This is a genomic window from Natrinema thermotolerans, from assembly GCF_031165565.1.
Taxonomy (GTDB): Archaea; Halobacteriota; Halobacteria; order Halobacteriales; family Natrialbaceae; genus Natrinema; species Natrinema thermotolerans.
The window spans coordinates 107,126-125,122 of record NZ_CP101873.1 but is presented as its reverse complement, the minus strand read 5'-3'; the positions used below and the strand labels follow the sequence as shown (position 1 = coordinate 125,122).

The following is a 17,997-nucleotide window of genomic DNA, read 5'->3' as shown; positions in this document are numbered from 1 at the left end:
CTCGGCGGGCAGACTTTTAGTGACCGAGAACCGACTGGAACCGATGACCGGGCAACGGGCGGCGGCGGAGCCGTACGCGACGCGGTTCGAGACCGAGGTGACGTCGATCGACGGGCGACGGGTCTGGCTCGAGCGCAGTCACTTCTTCGGGGCGAGTGCGGGCCAACCGGCCGATAGGGGGACAGTCGCCGCCACCGCGGTCACCGACGTCGAACTGGTCGACGGCGAACAGGTCCACGTGCTGGCCGACGCCCCCTCGTTTTCGGTCGGCCACCGCGTTCTCTGTTCGGTCGACTGGTCCTTCCGGATGTACTGCATGCGGGCCCACACCGCCAGTCACGTCCTGCTCGGGGTCGCCGACCGACTGCTTCCCGACAGCTCTTATGCCGGCCTCGAGATCGGCCCCGAGAGGGTCCGGGTCGACCTCGAGACGGCGGCGACGGTCGACGACGAGCGCCTGCTCGAACTCGACGAGGCGGTCAACCGCGTGGTCTGGGAGTCCCGGCCGGTATCGTGGGACGACGAGCCGGTGTCGGCGGTCCGCGAGCGTGACGCCGTCGTCTTCGACGACCACGCCGACGACGCCGCCGTGGAAGAGGGCCGCGTCCGAACCGTTTCGATCGAGGACGAGAAGGACCGCCAGCGAACGGGTCGATTCACCGCGACGACCGGCTCCCCGGAGCCGTGGGACGCGCGGGCCTGCGGCGGGACCCACGTCCGCAACACCCGCGAGATCGGTCCCGTCACCCTGCTGGGTACCTCGAGTCCCGACGCGGACGTGACCCGGATCGAACTCGCCGTCGGACCGGCGGCGATCGAACGGCGAACGGCCGAAAAGCGGGCCGCCTTCGCCGCGATGGAAGCGACCGACGCCGCCCTCGAGGACGTGCCCGACGACCTCGAGTCGTAGCCGATACTGACGTCGCCTGTCGTATTTTCGCTATCATACATGATTAGTAGGATTCAATTGGGACAGTGTGTGACTGAAGCTACAAATAGCTCTGAAACGTTTTTCTCGTTTATACCAACATACGGATATCAGCTATCATGGATCGGTGAGGTAGTATAATGATACTGCACCAGTGATTTTTACTGCCTGATCTTACGTTAGATATGGTCGAAATATCGCGTCGGAGGGCGGCATTACTGCTTGGTGGTGGTAGCGTACTGGGCTACGGAACGCTCGCCATCACAGGTGGCGTCGGTTCGAATGAGCCGTTGATACCGAACTCCATCCCAGTAGACGGGTGCAGTGAGCGAGCCGCTTGGCCGACGCTCCAGCGCGATCCAAAACGAAATGCTGCCATCGACCAATCGATGAAGCGTCAGCTCGCGTTGCGAAGCGAAGGGGAGCCTGTGAATTCTATTTCGGGACGGGCAATGGTTGTGTGTACCGACGAGTACGTTATTTGGCATCTCGAGCAGGGAAAGACCGTTCATCGGTATCATATACCGTCGGGTAGAGTCGACTCACTCTCGCTGCAATCTCGGTTACGTGTCTATCCGGCAATCCACTGCTCGCTGTTGGGAGTCCACACGAAATCAGCAGTGTACTGGATCGATATCGATGAGTGGAACATCGTCTCGAAGACATCCGCGAGTACACCGCTCATGGACGTGCTTGTTGACGACGACTTCGCCTATCTTCAACTCGGCGGCGGAATCCAGACGTTTGCAGTCGACACGGGCGAGCCGGCGTGGTCGTTCGAACCCGAGTGGACGGCAGTCGGTATCAGCAGCTCGGACGAGAGGGTTTTCGTGATCGACGCTACCGCGGGCGAGGGCGGGACGCTCACTGCCCTCGAGAAGGGAACGGGGGAGATCCGCTGGACGACCGACGTGATCGGCGAAACGTATTCGTCGCCGGTCGTCGGCAACGCCGTCTACGTCCTGAACAACGAGGGAACGCTGTACGCGCTCGAGGCGGAAACCGGCGACCTCGAGTGGCGGGAGCGCGTGACTGACACGCCCGACCGGTATACGATCCCAGCCGTTCGGGACGGGACCGTCTACGTCTCGGACGAGTCCGGCGGACAGACCGTCGCCCTCGACGCCGAAACCGGCGAGCGAACGTGGGAGGCGCCGATCCCGCGCGACGACGGAACGGGCGAGTCGTCAACGACGCTGTCGGCCCCTGTCTGTACACCCGAGTCAGTGTTGGTCGGGGCTGCACCCGGCGGACTGGTCGCTCTCTCGCAATCGGACGGCTCCACTCAGTGGCAAGCGTCGTCGCACTCGATCGTCTCGAATCTCGTCATGAACGCGAACGGGGTGTACGCACTCTCGCCCGACGGGGTGGTAGCGGCGACGGACGCCGTTTCGGACGAGTCCAGTACGTGAACCGGCCAGGATACTCCGTCCCGTCCGGCACGACTGCGCAACCCCGCCCACCGCAGGTGACAGTTATTACTACCGTGCGAGTGAACGTCCGACTATGGGAGTCGATTACTCGAGGCTGCACGACCCGAACGCCGAGTACACGATGCGGGACCTCTCGGCGGAGACGATGGGAGTCACGCGCGAGCGCGGCGGCGGGCGCGATATCGAGATCACTGACGTCCAGACGACGATGGTCGACGGCAACTTCCCGTGGACGCTCGTGCGGATCTACACGGACGCGGGGATCGTCGGCACCGGCGAGGCCTACTGGGGTGCCGGCGCGCCGGAACTGATCGAGCGGATGACGCCGTTCCTGCAGGGCGAGAACCCGCTGGACATCGACCGACTGACCGAACACCTCGTCCAGAAGATGTCCGGCGAGGGCTCGATCGGCGGCGTCACGGTCACCGCGATTTCGGGCATCGAGGTCGCCCTGCACGATCTGGCCGGCAAGATCCTTGAGGTGCCGGCCTACCAGCTGCTGGGGGGCAAGTACCGCGACGAGGTCCGGGTCTACTGTGACTGCCACACCGAGGAAGAGGCGGATCCGATCGCCTGCGCCGACGAGGCCGAGCGCGTCGTCGAGGAGTTGGGCTACGACGCCCTGAAGTTCGACCTCGACGTGCCAAGCGGCCACGAGAAGGACCGCGCGAACCGCCACCTCCGAGCTCCCGAAATCGAACACAAAGCCTCGATCGTCGAGGCGGTCACCGAGCGCGTCGGCTCGCGCGCCGACGTGGCCTTCGACTGCCACTGGAGTTTCTCCGGCGGCAGCGCCAAGCGGCTCGCGAAGCGCTTGGAGGAGTACGACGTCTGGTGGCTCGAGGACCCCGTGCCGCCGGAGAACCACGACGTGCAACGCGAAATCACGCAGTCGACGACGACGCCGATCACCGTCGGCGAGAACGTCTACCGGAAACACGGCCAGCGCCGCCTGCTCGAGGAGCAGTCCGTCGACATCATCGCGCCCGATATGCCGAAGGTCGGCGGGATGCGCGAAACCCGCAAGATCGCGGATCTGGCGGACATGTACTACGTCCCGGTCGCGATGCACAACGTCGCCTCGCCGGTCGCGACGGTCGCCAGCGCCCACGTCGGCGCGGCCATCTCGAACGCCCTGGCCGTCGAGTACCACTCCTACGAACTCGACTGGTGGGAGGACTTGGTCGAGGAGACGGTCATCGAGGACGGCTCCATCGAGATCCCCGAGGAGCCCGGCCTGGGCGTCACGCTCGACATGGACGCCGTTGCGGAACACGCGGTCGAGGGCGAAGACCTCTTCGACGAGGCCTGACCCTGCTGTTCGGGGCCGATCGGCTGCCCCTGCCGGCTCCCGTTTTATGTCGCTCGTCGGGGTGGCTATCCGCGTGCCATCGAACGAACGGACGCGACGACGGTTCTTGCGGACGGCTGGAACGATCAGCACCATCGCGGCGCTGGGCCTCGGCGGGGCGGGAACCGGCGCTGCACAGGACGACGGCGACTCGAGCGCGGCGGGAGACGGCCCCAACGTCGACAGCGAGTACGCGGCGGTGTACGAGGCGGCGATCGACTCCGTCGTACTGGTGTCCGTCGCCGGAATGGGCGCGCCAGACGGTGGTGGTCGAGGCGGGATCGGTACTGGATTCGTCCTCGAGAACGGATACGTCCTGACGAACAACCACGTCGTCGAGGCTGCCAGTGAGGGCGGGATCGAACTCCAGTTCAACAACGGCGAGTGGCGGACGGCCGCCGTCGTCGGTACCGACGTCTACAGCGACCTCGCCGTCCTCGAAGTCGAGGACGTGCCGGATGTCGCCGACGGGCTCTCGCTGGCCGACTTCCGGCCGGTGATCGGGCAGGAAGTCCTCGCCATCGGCAACCCGCTGGGGCTCGACGCCTCCGTCTCACAGGGGATCGTCAGCGGGCTCGATCGGGCGCTTCCCAGCCCGACCGGGTTCTCGATCCCGGCCGCGATCCAGACCGACGCGCCGATCAACCCCGGCAACAGCGGCGGGCCGCTGGTGAGCCTCGACAACGAGGTGCTGGGCGTCGTCTTCGCCGGGGCCGGCCAGACGATCGGCTTCGCGATCTCCGCACAACTGGCGAACCGCGTCGTCCCCGCGCTCATCGAGGACGGCGACTACGAACATCCCTACATGGGCGTGGGAGTCCGACCGGTCGGCCCGAGCGTCGCCGAGGAAATCGGCCTCGAGGAGGCGACCGGCGTGCTGGTCGCCGAGGTCGTCCCGAACTCCCCCGCGGACGGCGTCCTCGAGCCGGCGGCAACGGGACGGCCCGGGACCGGCGACGTAATCGTCGCCATCGAGGGGACGCCGATCCCCACGCAGGACCAACTCTCCTCGTATCTCGCGCTCGAGGCGTCGCCGGACGAGACGGTCGAGGTCGAGATCGTCCGCGACGGCGAGCGGGGGACCGTCGAACTGACGCTTGGTTCCCGGCCGGAGCCGGAACGGCAGCGGCCCCCGATTCCGGGCGGTCCGGGCCCGGGCGAGCGACCGCCGGGCCCCCGGCCCTGATCGCCGTTGATCTTGGTCACAAAAACCGGCACGTCCCGGTTACTGCCGTTTCCGACCCGCTTTCGTCGCGGTCTGCGAGTCGTTCGGCGTTACTCCTCCTCGGCTTCGCCTTCCGCTTCCTCGAGGGTCTCCGCGTTCTCCCGGGGCGCGTTCTGCGTCCCGAGAGTACCGTCGCCGTCGTCGACTTCGTCGGGGTCGCGGTCGATCCGCTCGAGTTCGTCTTCGATTTCGGCTTCCCGTTCGGCCTCGTACTCGTCGGTTCTGTCGGTATCGTCTTCAGCCATGCGGCGGCGCTTGGGGGGCGAGCGGTTTGGACGCCGGGCCGTCGAGTGCAACGTCGATAGCTGCCTCGAGTCGGCCCGCTGAGCGGGGGGCACTCGTGGCAACACTTCGGCTGACACGAAAGACAGATAAAAGACCCCGCGCTGTGAATAGACAGATATGGACGTTCCCTACGACCTCACCTCGTACGTTCGGGTGTTGAAAATGGCGACGACACCCACGACCGAGGAGTTCCTCCAAGTGTCGAAGATCGCCGGTGCGGGGATCTTCCTGGTCGGCCTCGTCGGCTTCATCATCGGCGCGATTATGCTGTTCATCTCGGGCGGTGGTGGCATCTAATGGGGATCTACGCTGTCAAAACGACGGCGAGTCAGGAACGAACCGTCGCCGACATGATCATCAACCGCGAGGAGCCGGAGATCCACGCGGCGCTGGCCCCCGACTCGCTGACCTCCTACGTGATGGTCGAAGCCGAGGGCAACGCCGTCCTCAACCGCGTCCTCGAGGACATTCCCCACGCCCGCAGCATCGTCCCCGGCGAGTCCGACATTTCGGAGGTCGAACACTTCCTCTCGCCGAAGCCGGACGTCGAGGGGATCGCCGAGGGCGACATCGTCGAACTCATCGCCGGTCCGTTCAAGGGCGAGAAGGCACAGGTACAGCGAATCGACGAAGGCAAAGACCAGGTGACCGTCGAACTGTACGAGGCGACGGTTCCGATTCCGGTGACGGTTCGGGGCGACCAGATTCGCGTGCTGGATTCCGACGAACGGTAGTTCGTCGACGATGCGAGCGGATGCGACGCACCCGTAAACGGACAGTAACGAGCGGTCGCGGATGGGGTCGCTCGGCGCGAACGAAGTGAGCCTCGCGGACGTTTCTACGCCAGTTTGCGAGACACAGTAACGACGGAGGTGATTGTCCGCGGGCACCCGGCATCGTAATCCGAGCGGGCGAGTCACATCCGTCGTCAACCTACCTACGACATTTACCAGCGGTCGCGAAACCGATCGACTGCTAGTCGGGACGAGCCAGCCACCTGCCCTGTAATAAAAACGCTCAGTTCCGAAGATAAAGCGGTAACGACGGACACGAGAATGGGGTTGTCGTTCGCTACCACAACGCGAACGATAACTGATGACTCACGAAGCACACGCGGATTCGACTGCGGGGAACAGTGATACGACGCTCTCGCGGCGGCGAATGCTGCGGACGACGGCGGCGACGGTCGTCGCCGGGACCGGGTTGAGCGTCGCGTCGGGGTCGGTCGCGGCCGACACCGACGAGATCATGGAGGTCGACTTCCGGTATGGGACGCCGAGCATCGACGACGCGCCACAAAACGAGGACGAGGTCGTCTTCAACGTCCACGGCTATACGGGATCCTCGGAGAGCGTCAACGAGGCCGCGACCTTCCAGCAGACCGCCAGGGATCTCGGCTATACCGAGACCGTGACCGCCGTGACGTGGGACGACAGCGGCCTCCCAAGTTCCGCCGAAGCGAGCGCTCGAGACACCGGCGACGCCTTCGCCGCTTGGCTCGGCGACTACACGAACGCGAACCCGGACACGACGATCCGCATCCTCGGCCACTCGATGGGCGGAATCGTCCAGATGGAGACGCTCGCGGCCATCGGCGGCGCGTTCACTGTCGAGACAGCAGACAGCATCGGCTCCTACGAGGTGGATGACGCTCCCTGTGAGAGCGGGGACTTTGACGACGCTATCGAGTCCTCGGCCGGCGAGGTCCACAACTACTACTCGACCAACGACAGCATCGCCCGACTCGGGAGCGGACCGGCCGACTGCGGCGGCTGGTTCTCCGACGGGGAGACGGCGAGTAACTATGCCGACGTCGACGTGAGCGACGCCGTCCCCGACCATACCTCCTACAAGGAGAGTACCGGCTGCGTCTCGGCGATTATCGACAACTACTGACGCCGATACAACGTGGCTCGAGCGGACGACGAGAGTGAGGACGCCACGGCAGGGACGACGATTGTCGTTACCGCTTCAGTTCGTTCGCGATCGTTTTCATGTCCGCGACCGATTCGATCTCCTCGAGCAGTTCCTCGCGTTCCCGGACCGCCTCGGAGCTGGCACCGTAGGCGCGGACGTACTCGGCGCGACTGTGTTCGGTGAAGGCGTGTCGGATCGCGAGGTAGCCGTCGGGGACGACGGTGCCACAGACCTTACACTCGCGGCGCTGGTGTTCCGTCGCCTGATGGACGACGGCCGACTCGACGTCTTCGAAGACCGATCCACAGCCGTCGATTCCGCATTCCCAGGCCATTCGATACCGGAACTCGCACGGCCGCCCTAATCATCCTTTCGCAGCCGAGCCCATCGGTCGGAAGACAGGTGGCCGATCGGCCGCCGAATCAGAATTCATAACTCGGCTGTCCCGAAAGTGGGGGGCGTGATCGAGGAGTGACGTACCGAGTCGACCCCCACGTGAAGGTGCTGACCGATCGCGTTGTCGAGCGGGCAAAACGGGCCGGTCTCGACGCGATCGTCTACGCACCGCATTTCACCCGGCTTCCGGAGACCCGCGAGCGGGCGGCGGCCTATTCCGACGACGACCTGCTGGTGATCCCCGCCCGCGAGGTGTTCACCGGAACGTGGCGGAACCGCAAACACGTCCTCGCGCTGGGCCTCGAGGAGCCGGTTCCCGATTTCATCCCGCTCGAGACGGCGATGGCCGAGTTCGAGCGCCAGGGAGCGACGGTACTCGTCCCGCATCCGGAGTTTGCGAACGTGAGCCTCTCCGAGGCGGATCTGCGCCGGTACGCCGACGTGATCGACGCCATCGAGATCTTCAACCCGCGACACTTCCCGTGGGATAACCGACGTGCCCGCGACCTCGCCGACTCCCTCTCGCTGCCGCCCTTCACGTCGTCGTACGCACACCTCCCGCGGTCCGTCGGGGTCGCCCACACCGCCCTCGAGGCCGCGATCGAGACGGAAGCCGACCTCCTCGAGGCGTTCGACGACGGGGTCGCTCGCCGCGTGATCTACGACGACGGGCCGTATCGCTGGTCGACGACCGCTTCGGAACTCGGCAATCTCGTCTACGAGAACACCTGGGAGAAGGTCGACCGGCTCTTCCTCTCGGGAACCGAGCCGACCCATCCACAGCATATCGCCTACGACGGGCGGTTCGACGACGCCGCCGTCTATTAGTACCGCCGGGACCGCATACCGTCCGCCATCGATGCTCGAGCCGGTGGTTTGACGTGCGAACGTGTGCCAGTATTTCCCACGATGATCTCGAGTCCCCGTCTCGCCGCGTCGTCGTTCGACCGCGAACCCAGTACCACCGTCGTCGTCGGTGATCGGCGGTGAGGGATTTTTCGAACCACGCCACGGATCGCCCGGCGGGTCACGACGTCGCGATCACCGGAATCGAATCGGCGGTCGTCGACGGAAACTTCGAGTGGAACCTCGTGAAAGTCCACACGGATGCGGGCGTGACGGGGATCGGCGAGGCCTACCGCGGGGGCGGCGTCCCGGAACTGATCGAGTACGCGAACCGGTTTCTGGTCGGCGAAAACCCATTGGACGTCGAGCGGCTGTTCCGGCGCATCGTGCAGGAGACCTCGGGCCACGGCGGGACGACGGGGAAGGTCGTCACCGCAGCCTCGGGCATCGAGATCGCGCTCTGGGACGCCGCCGGGAAAATCCTGGACCTGCCGGTCTACCAGTTGCTGGGCTCGCGCTACCGCGACCGGATTCGAATCTACTGCGACTGCCACGCCGGCGAGGCCTACGCGGTCGACGACGGCGGGTTCACCGAGTACGCCGACGCGGACGCCTACACCCCCGAGGCCTACGCCGCGGAAGCCGAGCGCGTCGTCGACATGGGCTTCGACGCGATCAAGTTCGACCTCGACATGGAGCGGGACAACGAGCCCGACCCCTACAACGGGCGGCTATCCAACGCCGCGATCGACCACAAAGTGTCGGTCGCCGAGGCCGTCCGCGACGCCGTCGGACGGGAGGTCGACCTCGCCTTCGACTGCCACTGGGACTACACCGTCGAGAGCGCCGCGCGGCTCGCCCGCAAACTCGAGCCCTACGATCTCATGTGGCTCGAGGACGTCGTCCCGCCGGAGGAGACCGACGCCCAGAGAGAGGTCGCCCGCCGGACCGAGACACCGCTCGCGACGGGCGAGAACCGCTTTCGTATCCACGAACTGAGCGACCTGCTCGACGAGTACGCGGTCGACGTGATCACGCCCGATCCGGCCACCTGCGGCGGCCTCGCCGAGTCGAAACGGATCGCCGAGCGCGCCGAGGAACGGTACGTCCCGTTCTCGCCGCACAACGTCTGTAGCCCCGTCGGCACGATGGCCTGCGTCCACCTCTGTGCCGCCGTCCCCAACGCCGACGTGCTGGAATATCACGCCCTCGAGGTCGACTGGTGGGACGACCTGCTCGCACGCGAGGAGCCACTCATCGAGGACGGCTACATCGACGTGCCGACCGAGCCGGGGCTGGGGATCGAACTGGACGAGTCGGTCGTCGAGGACCACCTGCTGCCCGGGACCGACGGCTTCGACTGAGCGACGCGTACCTCCGCCATACCCGTAGCTGCTACCGGAATTTTGATTCGACGGTGGGTGTGAAACCCGCGTTCAGTAGCGGGGCATCTCGAGCAAATCGTCTCCGATGTCACGACTGATGGATACCATTATGTGTCTGGGATTCGAACTTCGTGTCACATGTCCTCCAAAAATACGGTTGGCGCTGCGCCACTGATCACGGGCATTTTGCTCGCGTTCCAATCAGCCGATGCGATGGTCCAAAGCGGACTTTCGCCGTGGTCGGTCCTCGGTCTCACTGGTGGTTGTGCCGCCATCGTTGTCGGTCTCGGAACGCTGCTCGGGACGGACACGTTCAAACGGGAAACAGTCGCAACCGACCGACTTTCGACGGCCGTTCTCGGACTGGCTGCGACCGCATTTGCCGCCGGTGCAGCGATCGCAGTCGCATAGCATATAACGACTGAGAGCGACGTCCCCCGCTATATTTTCGGACCCCCGACGCCACGTGTCGAAGAGCCCGATTTCAACCGCTTCCGAACGGAGAAACCGTACTACGCGCCACCGTCGACGTTACGGACTCTCGAGAGCGTCGCCGCGACCCGATCCCAGTGGCTCCCCCGCCAGAAGTGCTGACCACAGTCCCGACAGACCCACGTCTCGACCTCCGTCGGATCGGGCGCGTATTCCGGTGTCGAACCGGTCGGATCGGCCGGCTCGAGCGGGCCGTTACACCGCCCGCAGAAGTCGGGGTCGTCGGCGAGGGTGAGATCGACGCCCGCCGCGTCGAGTTCGGCGAGTTGGGCCTCGACGTCGCGGCTCTCGAGGAGGATCGACTCGTCGGCGCGGGCCGCCACGTCGACGTCTCGCGTGACGACGGTTCGGTCCTCCTCGCGGGCGACGGCGAGGAGGTCGTCGTCGGCCTCGAGGCCGCGGTCGCCGGCGTAGGCGGTGTCGTGGTCGCACATCCGCAGATAGGCACGGAGCCCGCCGCACATGAGATCGAGGAGGAGTCGCATGGTGTAGCGGGGACGTGTCAGTGGAGGAACTCCCGTAACGCGGCGAGCCCCCAGGTGTTGATCACGTCCGCGGGCTCGGCCCAGCCCCGCCGCGCGGTGTGGACGCCCCAGCGCATGTACTCGAGCGTCGCGGGCCGGTGGGCGTCGGTATTGACGGCGATCACCGCGCCCTCGTCTATGGCCGCCTGTACCGCGCTGCCCCAGAGATCCAGCCGACGGGGATTGCTGTTGACCTCGAGGGCCGTGTCGTGGTCGGCGGCGGCCGCCCCGAGCGCGGTCGCGTCGAACTCGAGGCCGGCGCGTTCGTTGAGCAGGCGGCCGCTGGGGTGGCCGAGGACGTCGATCGTCGGGTTCTCGACGGCCCGGACGAGCCGTTCGGTCGCGGTCTCGGCGTCCTGGCTCAGGGCGCTGTGGGTCGAGGCGACGATCACGTCCAGCGCGTCGATCACGTCCTCGGAGAGGTCGACTTCGCCCGCGGCGTCGACGTTGGCCTCGATCCCCGCGAGGACCTCGATGTCAGCGTCGTCGCCGACTGCACGGATCTCCGCGACCTGCTCGAGGATCTCGTCGTCGGCGAGGCCCATGCCGCCGACGACGCCCGGGCCCTCGGCGTGATCGGCGATCCCGAAGTAGTCGTAGCCCCGGTCCGCGGCGGCTTCGACCATCGCCTCGATGGACGTGTTGCCGTCGGACCACTCGGTGTGGGTATGCAGGTCGCCACGGATATCGTCGCGCTCGAGCAGGGTCGGTAGTTCGCCGGCCGCCGCGGCGTCGATCTCGCCGCGGTCGGTTCGGAGTTCGGGCGGAATCCACGCCAGTCCGAGCGCTTCGTACATCCCCGCCTCGGTCTCGCCCGCGATGCGGTCGCCGATGCGCTGGTCCGCTTCGTGGTCTTCGACCCCGCTGACGTCGAAGGCCCCGTACTCGTTTAACTTCATCCCGCGGTCGATCGCGTAGTTTCGCAGGGCGACGTTGTGGTCCTTGCTCCCCGTGAAGTACTGCAGCGCCGAGCCGAACTCCGCGGGGACGACGACCCGCAGGTCGACGCGGCTCTCGCCGACCCGGACGCTGGCCTTCTCGGGGCCGGACTCGATCTCGTCGTCGACCGACTCCCACGAAACGAACTGCTCGACGACCGCCTCGCCGTCTTCGGTCGCCGCGAGGACGTCCACGTCGCCGATCGTCTCGCGCCACCGGCGGATCGAGCCCGCCACCTCGCAGCGCTCGACCGCCTCGAGACCCTCGAGGTACGCGAGGACATCGTCAGCAAGCGGCCGGGCTTCCCCAAGGAGCTGGCGCTGGCCGACCGTTCGGGCGAACTCGAGGTTCTCGAGGATGTTCTGCTCCGTTTTCGGGCCAAACCCCTTGACGTCCTGTATCTCGCCCGCTTCGGCCGCGTCCTCGAGGTCGTCCAACGTCTCGACCCCGAGTTCGCGGTAGAGCTTCCCTGCGGTCTTGGGGCCGACGCCCTCGATGCGGGTGATGTCGGCGATGTCGATCGGCAGCTCGGCCCGCAGTTCCTCGAGTTCCTCGATTCCGCCGGTCTCGACGTACTCGACGATCTTCGCGGAGATGGCGTCGCCGACGCCGTCGATGTTCTCGAGGACCTCGCGGTCGCCGGCCGCGACCCGGTCGGCGATCGGCGACGGATGGGCCCGGACGTTCTCGGCCGCGCGCCGGTAGGCGCGGGGCTTGTACTCGACATCGTCGGCCTCGAGCAGGTCCGCGAACTCCTCGAACCGGGCCGCGATCTCGGCGTTGGTCGTCATCGGCCCCTCCGGGAGGCTCCGTCGTCCTCCCGTCCCAGCGCCTTCTTCAGGAAGGACATCCAGCGCTTGCGGTCCTGGGCCTGCTTGGCCTGTTGCTCGCGCTCGAGGTCCGTCGGGCCGAGGCTCTCGAGGGCGTTCAACGCCCGGTCGATGCCGATGATGCTCTGGGCGAGTTCCTCGCCCTCCTCGCGGGTGATCGCACCCTCCTCGATCCGCTCGAGTCGCTCGAGCCGCTCGCGTCGCAGGTTCCGCTTGGCCTGCTCGACGCGCTCGCGTTCGCCGGACGGCACCGTCTCGCGGCGCTTGATCTCGAAGACGAAGGTCCGGAGATCGATCTCCTCGTCCTGGACCGTGATCGTCTCCGGGATGTCCGCGCCGACGGTCGCGCCCTCGCGCTCGACGCGCTCGAGCAGTTGCTTGCGCTCGTACTCTTGCACGCCCGGATATGGGAGCCCGCCGGGCAAAAATGTACAGTCCGCCGGGAAGCGATGTGACCGCCGGGGCCGCCGCCGTACCTGACAGCTCTTCGAAACTAGTGACAAACCCCAAATCCCTTAGCGACGCCGCACATACCCCCGGTCAATGGCGAAGTGCGACGCGTGTGGGAACGACGAAAACATGCCGTACAACTGTCGTCACTGCGGCGGCACCTACTGTGGCGACCATCGGCTGCCCGAGAACCACGACTGCTCGGGACTCGAGAACTGGAACGACCCGCAGGGTGTCTTCGACAGCGGGTTCGACGACGGGATCGGTTCCGGCGGGAGTACCTCGCGGGCCTCCGGAGTCATGGACAAACTCCCGATCGATACCGGCCCGGGCGGCCCGCTGGCGTACTTCCGCGGGAACATGACCTACACGTTCCTGCTCCTGATGTGGGTCACGTACGCCCTTCAGGCCGCCGCCCTGATCGTCGGCGGTGTATCACTCCACCAGTCCCTGTTCGTTCTCTCGTCGGAGCATCCGGAGTACGTCTGGACCTGGGTCACGTCGGTCTTCGCCCACTCGCCGTTCCTTCTCCCCGGCGGGAGCTTCTTCCACATCGTCGGGAACAGCATCGTGATATTCTTCTTCGGCCCGCTGGTCGAGCGCTACGTCGGGTCGCGGGACTTCGCACTGCTGTTTCTGGTCAGCGGCGTCCTCGCCGGACTGGGACAGATCTCGCTCTCGGTGCTGCAGGGCGGCGGGACCGCGGTCCTCGGGGCCAGCGGTGCCGCCCTCGCGATCATGGGCGTCCTGACCGTTCTGAACCCCGGTCTGAAGGTCTATCTCTACTTCATTCTCCCCGTCCCGATCTGGCTGCTGACCGCCGGCTACGCCTTCATCAGCATCTTCTTCCTCACCGGCGCGACCGGGGGCGGAGGTATCGCCCACGGGGCCCACCTCGTCGGCCTCGTGATCGGCCTCGCCTACGGCCAGTACGTCAAACAGAACCGAAACGTCAGCGCGCCCAGTCGCCTCGAGTTCGGCGGCGGCGGTGGCGGTCCGGGCGGTCCCGGGGGCCCCGGTGGTCCGGGCGGTCCCGGCCGCGGCCGGTTCTGACGCCCGCACCCGTCGCAGGACCCCGCAACTGATTTTCGCCCGGCGTCTACCCTCGATCCAATGCACCAGCCCCGTCCCGACCTCGCTCCCGACGGCTCGCTCTCGCGCGCGGAGATGGAAACCCTCCAGCGCGAGATCGCTTCCGTCGCGACCTTCGAGGACGACTTCTCGTTCGATCACGCAGTGCTGTCGAACCCGCTCGAGGCGACTGCGAGCGGCGGTGAGCGACCGGTCGTCGTCGGCGTCGACCAGTCCTTCCTGACGAACGCCGAGGGCGAGCAGGACCGCGCCTTGAGCGCCGTCGTCGCCACCCGCGGCGGCGAGGTGATCGAGCGCGTCCACGCGGTGACCGACCTCGAGATCCCCTACATCCCCGGCCTGCTCTCCTTCCGTGAAGGGCGGCCGATCCTCGCGGCGCTCGAGGAGTTGTCCGTCGAGCCCGATCTGCTGCTGTTCGACGGGAGCGGCCGCATCCACTTCCGGCAGGCCGGCATCGCGACCCACATCGGCGTGGTCCGGGACGTGCCAAGCGTCGGCGTCGCCAAGAGCCTGCTCTGTGGGACTCCCCGGGCGGACACCGCTGACCTCCCCGAGGGGACGACGATCGGTATCGAAGCGAACTCGAGGGTCGACGCGCCCGACGGTACCCTACTGGGCTACGCGGTCCAGACGCGCCAGTACGAGTCGCCAAACCGGCATATCAATCCGCTCTACGTCAGCCCCGGTCACCGCGTGGGTCCCGAGACGGCAGCCGAAGTTGCGCTCGCGCTGGCTACCTCGTACAAACTCCCCGAACCGGTCCGACTCGCCGACAAGTACGCCGACGCGGCCAAGGGAGAGGTCGACGCGTAGCCGATTCGACTGTCCACCGGCTACAGCCTGCTGATCAGCCACCTGCAGCGGGTGGGACTGAAAGGGGCCGGACCGATCGACGAAGCACGACGACGGAAGCACCGCAGCGACCGTCGGGAGCGAGGAGCGCACCGAGGCGCGCGAGTCGATCGGTTCGGGGGCTTTCAGGTCGTTTGCCGTCTCGAGACGATTGGTAGAGCCGATCGAACGTGAATCCGATCCGAACAGTACGATCAGCGCGACAAACCATCGATACTTAGGTATCGTCGCACGAACCGGTCGGGTATGGCTACCGATGCGGACGTCGAGAGGACAGCCGACGATGGCTCCGACGGGACCGTCGTCGAGGACGACCCCGGCCACGAGACCGCCGCGGACGACGCGGGCCCCGCAGGCGACGAGGACCGCTACACGCGCAAGCAGTCGGTACTCATCACCGGCTGCTCGTCCGGCATCGGTCGCGCGACCGCCCGCGCCTTCCTCGACGACGACTGGCAGGTCTTCGCGACGGCGCGCAACGTCGACGACATCGCCGACCTCGCGGACGAGGGCTGTGAGACCCTCGAGCTGGACGTCACCGATCCCGAGCAGGTCGCCCGGACCGTCGAGGCGGTCGTCGACGTTGCCGGCTCGATCGATTGCGTGGTCAACAACGCCGGCTACGCCCAGATGGGGCCGCTCGAGGACGTCTCGACGAGCGATCTCCACCGGCAGTTCGACGTCAACGTCTATGGGCCCCACCGGCTGACCCGCGCCGCTCTCCCGCACATGCGAGCGCAGGGCGAGGGCCGAATCGTCAACGTCTCGAGCGTCTCCGGTCGGATCTCCATGCCCGGCTCGGGCGCGTACTCCGGCTCGAAGTTCGCCCTCGAGGGGATGAGCGACGCGCTGCGGGCCGAAGTCGACGAGTTCGACATCGACGTGGTGCTGATCGAGCCCGGCCCGGTCGAGACGGCGTTCACGACCCGCGTCGACGAGGAACTCCCGGAGAACGAGCGGACGGCCGACTACGAGTCGCTGTACGAACTCTACGACGACGCGCAATTGATCGGCGGCGGCAGCGGCGGCCCGTTCGCCTCCGAGGCCGAGGACGTCGCTGAAGCGATCCTCGAGTCGGCGACCAGCCCCGATCCGCCCGCCCGGTACCCGGTCGGTCCCCTCGCGCAGTACGGGCTGTACGCCCGGTTCCTCCCGGCCTCGATTCGCGACAGGCTCTACGGACTGGTCCGCAAGCTGGTCTGAACGCCGTCCGCCGGCCGCACGCGGCCGCCTACCGCTCCGAGTCGTCGTACCGCTCGGCCGCCGACTCGAACCCCAGTTCCGACTGTTCGCGCCCACGGCGCTGCTCGAGGGCCGCGATCGCCTCGGGCTCGGGCGCGGCGTCATCGGTGATCCGCGCCCACGAGTCGTGGACCTTCGAGTGGCACCAGCGACAGAGATAGACCGTGATCTCGTGGGAGAGGGTCTCGCCGTCGCGGTCATAGGAGAGGTGATGTTCCTCGAGCAGCGGCCGCTCGTCGTCGTGGGCCATGCGTTTTTCCTCGAGGCCACAGCGAACGCACTCCCGATCGCGGTTGCGCGACCGGAAGTGGGGGCAGTCGGCCCACGTCCAGTCGGACTCGGGGTCGACGACGGGACACTCGTAGTCGTCGGCCGCGCGCTCGCGGGCGAACTCGGGGTCGTGGTCGTAGTGATCGAAGGCGTACCGACACGTCCCCTCGCCGGTCAGGTAGTCACAGACGCCCGCGAACTCGTAGGGGTCGTCGACGCCGACCGAGGTCCCCTGCGGCGTTTTCTCCATCGTCGCTCGTCCGTCTTTGGCGGACCGACCAGTTGAATTTGGCGTCCGATAGCCACGCCGGAACGTAAAAAGTATAATATGTGTGAGGAGTAACGAAAGTGAATGAACCAATCGGATCCGATTCGAACCGTCGGCGTCGTCGTCGCCGGTTGGGTCGCCCTCGAGGTCACGCTTCGTTGGGGTTTCGTTCTGGCCGGCGCTGCCGCCGGGATCGATCCGGGACTGGTCGATGCGTTCGTCCTCGCGCTCGGATTTCCACTCATCGCGGCGGTTCTCAGCCGGTACGCGCTCGAGCGCGGGCAGGACCGCGAGACCTGGGGCTGGGGCTGGGGCTGGTCCCGGCGGACCGTCGGTGCGGGGGCGCTCGCGGGGATCGTCGGGCTCGGACTGGTAGCTGGGGCGTCCCAGGTCGACGCGGCGCTGTTCGGGTTGGGCGACGGGAGCGGGACCGGCGACGAAACGACGGTGGCGGCGGCGATCCTGTTACTCGTTGGCAACGGATTCGTCGTTCCGATCGCGGAGGAGCAGGTCTGGCGGGGCGTCGTCCAGACCGAACTCGTCGAGGCCCGAGGAGCGGTCGCCGGAATCGCGGTGACGGCCGTCCTGTTCGCGTTCAAGCACGTGATCGTGGATCTGTCGGTAGTCAGACTCACGACACTGCTGACCCTGGCCGCTCTCCTCTGCGTCGTTCGCTACCGGTGGAACACTGTCAGCAGCACGGTGGCTCACGTCGTGGTCAACGCCGCCTTGACGGTCACTCTCGTCGCAACGACTCTCGGCTGACCGAACACGGACGGGCCGACGGGCGGCATTCGCGCGGTCCGACTGCCCGGCGAGAAGGTTTTTACTGGCACCCGTACGACTCGAGGTCGTGCGACTCGTCCACGAGCCGGCTTCCGACGCCGACGACGAGATATTCGAGGAGCGGACGGAAACGCTGGCGATGACAGTCGAGGTCGCGGACACGCTCGTGAGCCAGGCCCGCGGGCTCATGTTCCGCCGATCCGTGCCGGACGACTACGCGCTCGCCTTTCGGTTCGACGACGCGGCGGTCCGGGACCTCCATATGCTGTTCGTGTTCTTCCCCATCGACGCCCTCTGGGTCGAGGACGGGGTCGTCCAGCGCGTCGAGCGGCTCCGGCCGTGGCGGAGTTTCGCCCGCGCCCGAGCCGATCTCATCGTCGAACTCCCCGCCGGCAGCGCCGCGACCGTCGACCCCGGCGACCGGGTGCGACTCGAGGACGCCTGACGGATCGGTATCCGGAACCGGCGGTTTTAAGACACCGTGAT

21 protein-coding genes are annotated in these 17,997 nt (G+C 66.6%); 15 read left to right on the top strand and 6 right to left on the bottom strand.

Features of this window, described 5'->3' with window-relative positions; translation table 11 throughout:
• Nucleotides 1-43 precede the first annotated feature (43 nt).
• The 4 genes from NP511_RS00655 to NP511_RS00640 all read left to right on the top strand — a co-directional run bounded on the left by NP511_RS00655 (nt 44) and on the right by NP511_RS00640 (nt 4,898).
• On the top strand, nt 44-910 hold the full coding sequence (locus tag NP511_RS00655) for an alanyl-tRNA editing protein (protein ID WP_049966928.1): 867 nt from the start codon (nt 44-46) through the stop codon (nt 908-910).
• A gap of 638 nt (nt 911-1,548) precedes the next feature.
• Nucleotides 1,549-2,340, top strand: coding sequence for a PQQ-binding-like beta-propeller repeat protein (locus tag NP511_RS00650; RefSeq protein WP_049966738.1), 792 nt, complete (start codon nt 1,549-1,551; stop codon nt 2,338-2,340).
• Nucleotides 2,341-2,434: 94 nt separating this feature from the next.
• Nucleotides 2,435-3,673, top strand: a complete 1,239-nt coding sequence (locus NP511_RS00645; protein WP_049966737.1) for a mandelate racemase/muconate lactonizing enzyme family protein — start codon at nt 2,435-2,437, stop codon at nt 3,671-3,673.
• A gap of 46 nt (nt 3,674-3,719) precedes the next feature.
• On the top strand, nt 3,720-4,898 hold the full coding sequence (locus NP511_RS00640; protein WP_049966736.1) for a S1C family serine protease: 1,179 nt from the start codon (nt 3,720-3,722) through the stop codon (nt 4,896-4,898).
• An 89-nt stretch (nt 4,899-4,987) separates the two neighbouring features.
• Here the strand turns inward: NP511_RS00640 and NP511_RS00635 are convergent, their stop codons facing one another.
• Nucleotides 4,988-5,182 carry a hypothetical protein gene (locus tag NP511_RS00635; RefSeq protein WP_006650767.1) on the bottom strand — a complete coding sequence of 65 codons (195 nt, stop codon included), beginning with the start codon at nt 5,180-5,182 and terminating at the stop codon, nt 4,988-4,990.
• A gap of 157 nt (nt 5,183-5,339) precedes the next feature.
• Between NP511_RS00635 and NP511_RS00630 the strand changes: the two genes are divergently transcribed.
• The 3 genes from NP511_RS00630 (at nt 5,340) to NP511_RS00620 (ending at nt 7,118) form a co-directional block, all read left to right on the top strand.
• On the top strand, nt 5,340-5,519 hold the full coding sequence (locus NP511_RS00630) for a protein translocase SEC61 complex subunit gamma (RefSeq protein ID WP_006180673.1): 180 nt from the start codon (nt 5,340-5,342) through the stop codon (nt 5,517-5,519).
• A complete protein-coding gene (locus NP511_RS00625; protein ID WP_006180674.1) occupies nt 5,519-5,956 on the top strand; it encodes a transcription elongation factor Spt5 in 438 nt (145 codons plus the stop codon). Before NP511_RS00630 ends, NP511_RS00625 begins: the two co-directional genes overlap by 1 nt.
• Nucleotides 5,957-6,317: 361 nt before the next feature.
• Nucleotides 6,318-7,118 carry an alpha/beta hydrolase gene (locus tag NP511_RS00620; RefSeq protein WP_049966735.1) on the top strand — a complete coding sequence of 267 codons (801 nt, stop codon included), beginning with the start codon at nt 6,318-6,320 and terminating at the stop codon, nt 7,116-7,118.
• 67 nt (nt 7,119-7,185) lie between these two features.
• On the opposite strand, the gene NP511_RS00615 is transcribed toward NP511_RS00620, so the two are convergent.
• A complete protein-coding gene (locus NP511_RS00615; RefSeq protein ID WP_006180676.1) occupies nt 7,186-7,473 on the bottom strand; it encodes a DUF7565 family protein in 288 nt (95 codons plus the stop codon).
• Between the two features lie 137 nt (nt 7,474-7,610).
• Here NP511_RS00615 and NP511_RS00610 point away from each other — a divergent pair, with 137 nt between their 5' ends.
• From NP511_RS00610 to NP511_RS00600, 3 genes are all read left to right on the top strand, one after another.
• A complete protein-coding gene (locus NP511_RS00610) occupies nt 7,611-8,363 on the top strand; it encodes a PHP domain-containing protein (RefSeq protein WP_049966734.1) in 753 nt (250 codons plus the stop codon).
• A 158-nt stretch (nt 8,364-8,521) separates the two neighbouring features.
• Complete coding sequence (locus tag NP511_RS00605; RefSeq protein ID WP_049966733.1) at nt 8,522-9,745, top strand: mandelate racemase/muconate lactonizing enzyme family protein; 1,224 nt, start codon at nt 8,522-8,524, stop codon at nt 9,743-9,745.
• 159 nt (nt 9,746-9,904) lie between these two features.
• A complete protein-coding gene (locus NP511_RS00600; protein WP_136396920.1) occupies nt 9,905-10,177 on the top strand; it encodes a hypothetical protein in 273 nt (90 codons plus the stop codon).
• A gap of 101 nt (nt 10,178-10,278) precedes the next feature.
• On the opposite strand, the gene NP511_RS00595 is transcribed toward NP511_RS00600, so the two are convergent.
• The 3 genes from NP511_RS00595 to NP511_RS00585 are packed head-to-tail and all read right to left on the bottom strand — an operon-like array spanning nt 10,279 to nt 12,949.
• Nucleotides 10,279-10,743 (bottom strand): Mut7-C RNAse domain-containing protein, encoded by a 465-nt coding sequence (locus NP511_RS00595; protein WP_049966731.1) that lies wholly within the window; start codon nt 10,741-10,743, stop codon nt 10,279-10,281.
• 17 nt (nt 10,744-10,760) lie between these two features.
• On the bottom strand, nt 10,761-12,512 hold the full coding sequence (gene polX, locus NP511_RS00590) for a DNA polymerase/3'-5' exonuclease PolX (protein WP_049966730.1): 1,752 nt from the start codon (nt 12,510-12,512) through the stop codon (nt 10,761-10,763).
• Entirely contained in the window at nt 12,509-12,949 is a 441-nt protein-coding gene (locus NP511_RS00585; protein WP_049966729.1) for a DUF5788 family protein, read from the bottom strand. Before NP511_RS00585 ends, polX begins: the two co-directional genes overlap by 4 nt.
• 145 nt (nt 12,950-13,094) lie before the next feature.
• Between NP511_RS00585 and NP511_RS00580 the strand changes: the two genes are divergently transcribed.
• From NP511_RS00580 to NP511_RS00570, 3 genes are all read left to right on the top strand, one after another.
• On the top strand, nt 13,095-14,054 hold the full coding sequence (locus NP511_RS00580; protein ID WP_049966728.1) for a rhomboid family intramembrane serine protease: 960 nt from the start codon (nt 13,095-13,097) through the stop codon (nt 14,052-14,054).
• Nucleotides 14,055-14,114: 60 nt separating this feature from the next.
• Entirely contained in the window at nt 14,115-14,906 is a 792-nt protein-coding gene (locus NP511_RS00575; protein WP_049966727.1) for an endonuclease V, read from the top strand.
• A 285-nt stretch (nt 14,907-15,191) separates the two neighbouring features.
• Nucleotides 15,192-16,148 carry an SDR family oxidoreductase gene (locus NP511_RS00570; RefSeq protein WP_049966726.1) on the top strand — a complete coding sequence of 319 codons (957 nt, stop codon included), beginning with the start codon at nt 15,192-15,194 and terminating at the stop codon, nt 16,146-16,148.
• 28 nt (nt 16,149-16,176) lie between these two features.
• Here NP511_RS00570 and NP511_RS00565 read toward each other — a convergent pair whose 3' ends face one another.
• On the bottom strand, nt 16,177-16,707 hold the full coding sequence (locus tag NP511_RS00565) for a DUF7097 family protein (protein WP_049966725.1): 531 nt from the start codon (nt 16,705-16,707) through the stop codon (nt 16,177-16,179).
• 102 nt (nt 16,708-16,809) lie between these two features.
• Here NP511_RS00565 and NP511_RS00560 point away from each other — a divergent pair, with 102 nt between their 5' ends.
• Entirely contained in the window at nt 16,810-17,490 is a 681-nt protein-coding gene (locus tag NP511_RS00560; protein ID WP_049966724.1) for a CPBP family intramembrane glutamic endopeptidase, read from the top strand.
• An 88-nt stretch (nt 17,491-17,578) separates the two neighbouring features.
• Nucleotides 17,579-17,956 carry a DUF192 domain-containing protein gene (locus tag NP511_RS00555; RefSeq protein WP_006650753.1) on the top strand — a complete coding sequence of 126 codons (378 nt, stop codon included), beginning with the start codon at nt 17,579-17,581 and terminating at the stop codon, nt 17,954-17,956.
• Nucleotides 17,957-17,997: the final 41 nt, after the last annotated feature.

Coding starts and splice junctions, on each gene's coding strand:
- polX (WP_049966730.1), bottom strand. CDS start 12,512: ATGACGACCAACGCCGAGATCGCGGCCCGGTTCGAGGAGTTCGCGGAC.
- NP511_RS00560 (WP_049966724.1), top strand. CDS start 16,810: ATGAACCAATCGGATCCGATTCGAACCGTCGGCGTCGTCGTCGCCGGT.
- NP511_RS00630 (WP_006180673.1), top strand. CDS start 5,340: ATGGACGTTCCCTACGACCTCACCTCGTACGTTCGGGTGTTGAAAATG.
- NP511_RS00625 (WP_006180674.1), top strand. CDS start 5,519: ATGGGGATCTACGCTGTCAAAACGACGGCGAGTCAGGAACGAACCGTC.
- NP511_RS00620 (WP_049966735.1), top strand. CDS start 6,318: ATGACTCACGAAGCACACGCGGATTCGACTGCGGGGAACAGTGATACG.
- NP511_RS00575 (WP_049966727.1), top strand. CDS start 14,115: ATGCACCAGCCCCGTCCCGACCTCGCTCCCGACGGCTCGCTCTCGCGC.
- NP511_RS00595 (WP_049966731.1), bottom strand. CDS start 10,743: ATGCGACTCCTCCTCGATCTCATGTGCGGCGGGCTCCGTGCCTATCTG.
- NP511_RS00655 (WP_049966928.1), top strand. CDS start 44: ATGACCGGGCAACGGGCGGCGGCGGAGCCGTACGCGACGCGGTTCGAG.
- NP511_RS00600 (WP_136396920.1), top strand. CDS start 9,905: ATGTCCTCCAAAAATACGGTTGGCGCTGCGCCACTGATCACGGGCATT.
- NP511_RS00565 (WP_049966725.1), bottom strand. CDS start 16,707: ATGGAGAAAACGCCGCAGGGGACCTCGGTCGGCGTCGACGACCCCTAC.
- NP511_RS00580 (WP_049966728.1), top strand. CDS start 13,095: ATGGCGAAGTGCGACGCGTGTGGGAACGACGAAAACATGCCGTACAAC.
- NP511_RS00645 (WP_049966737.1), top strand. CDS start 2,435: ATGGGAGTCGATTACTCGAGGCTGCACGACCCGAACGCCGAGTACACG.
- NP511_RS00640 (WP_049966736.1), top strand. CDS start 3,720: ATGTCGCTCGTCGGGGTGGCTATCCGCGTGCCATCGAACGAACGGACG.
- NP511_RS00635 (WP_006650767.1), bottom strand. CDS start 5,182: ATGGCTGAAGACGATACCGACAGAACCGACGAGTACGAGGCCGAACGG.
- NP511_RS00615 (WP_006180676.1), bottom strand. CDS start 7,473: ATGGCCTGGGAATGCGGAATCGACGGCTGTGGATCGGTCTTCGAAGAC.
- NP511_RS00570 (WP_049966726.1), top strand. CDS start 15,192: ATGGCTACCGATGCGGACGTCGAGAGGACAGCCGACGATGGCTCCGAC.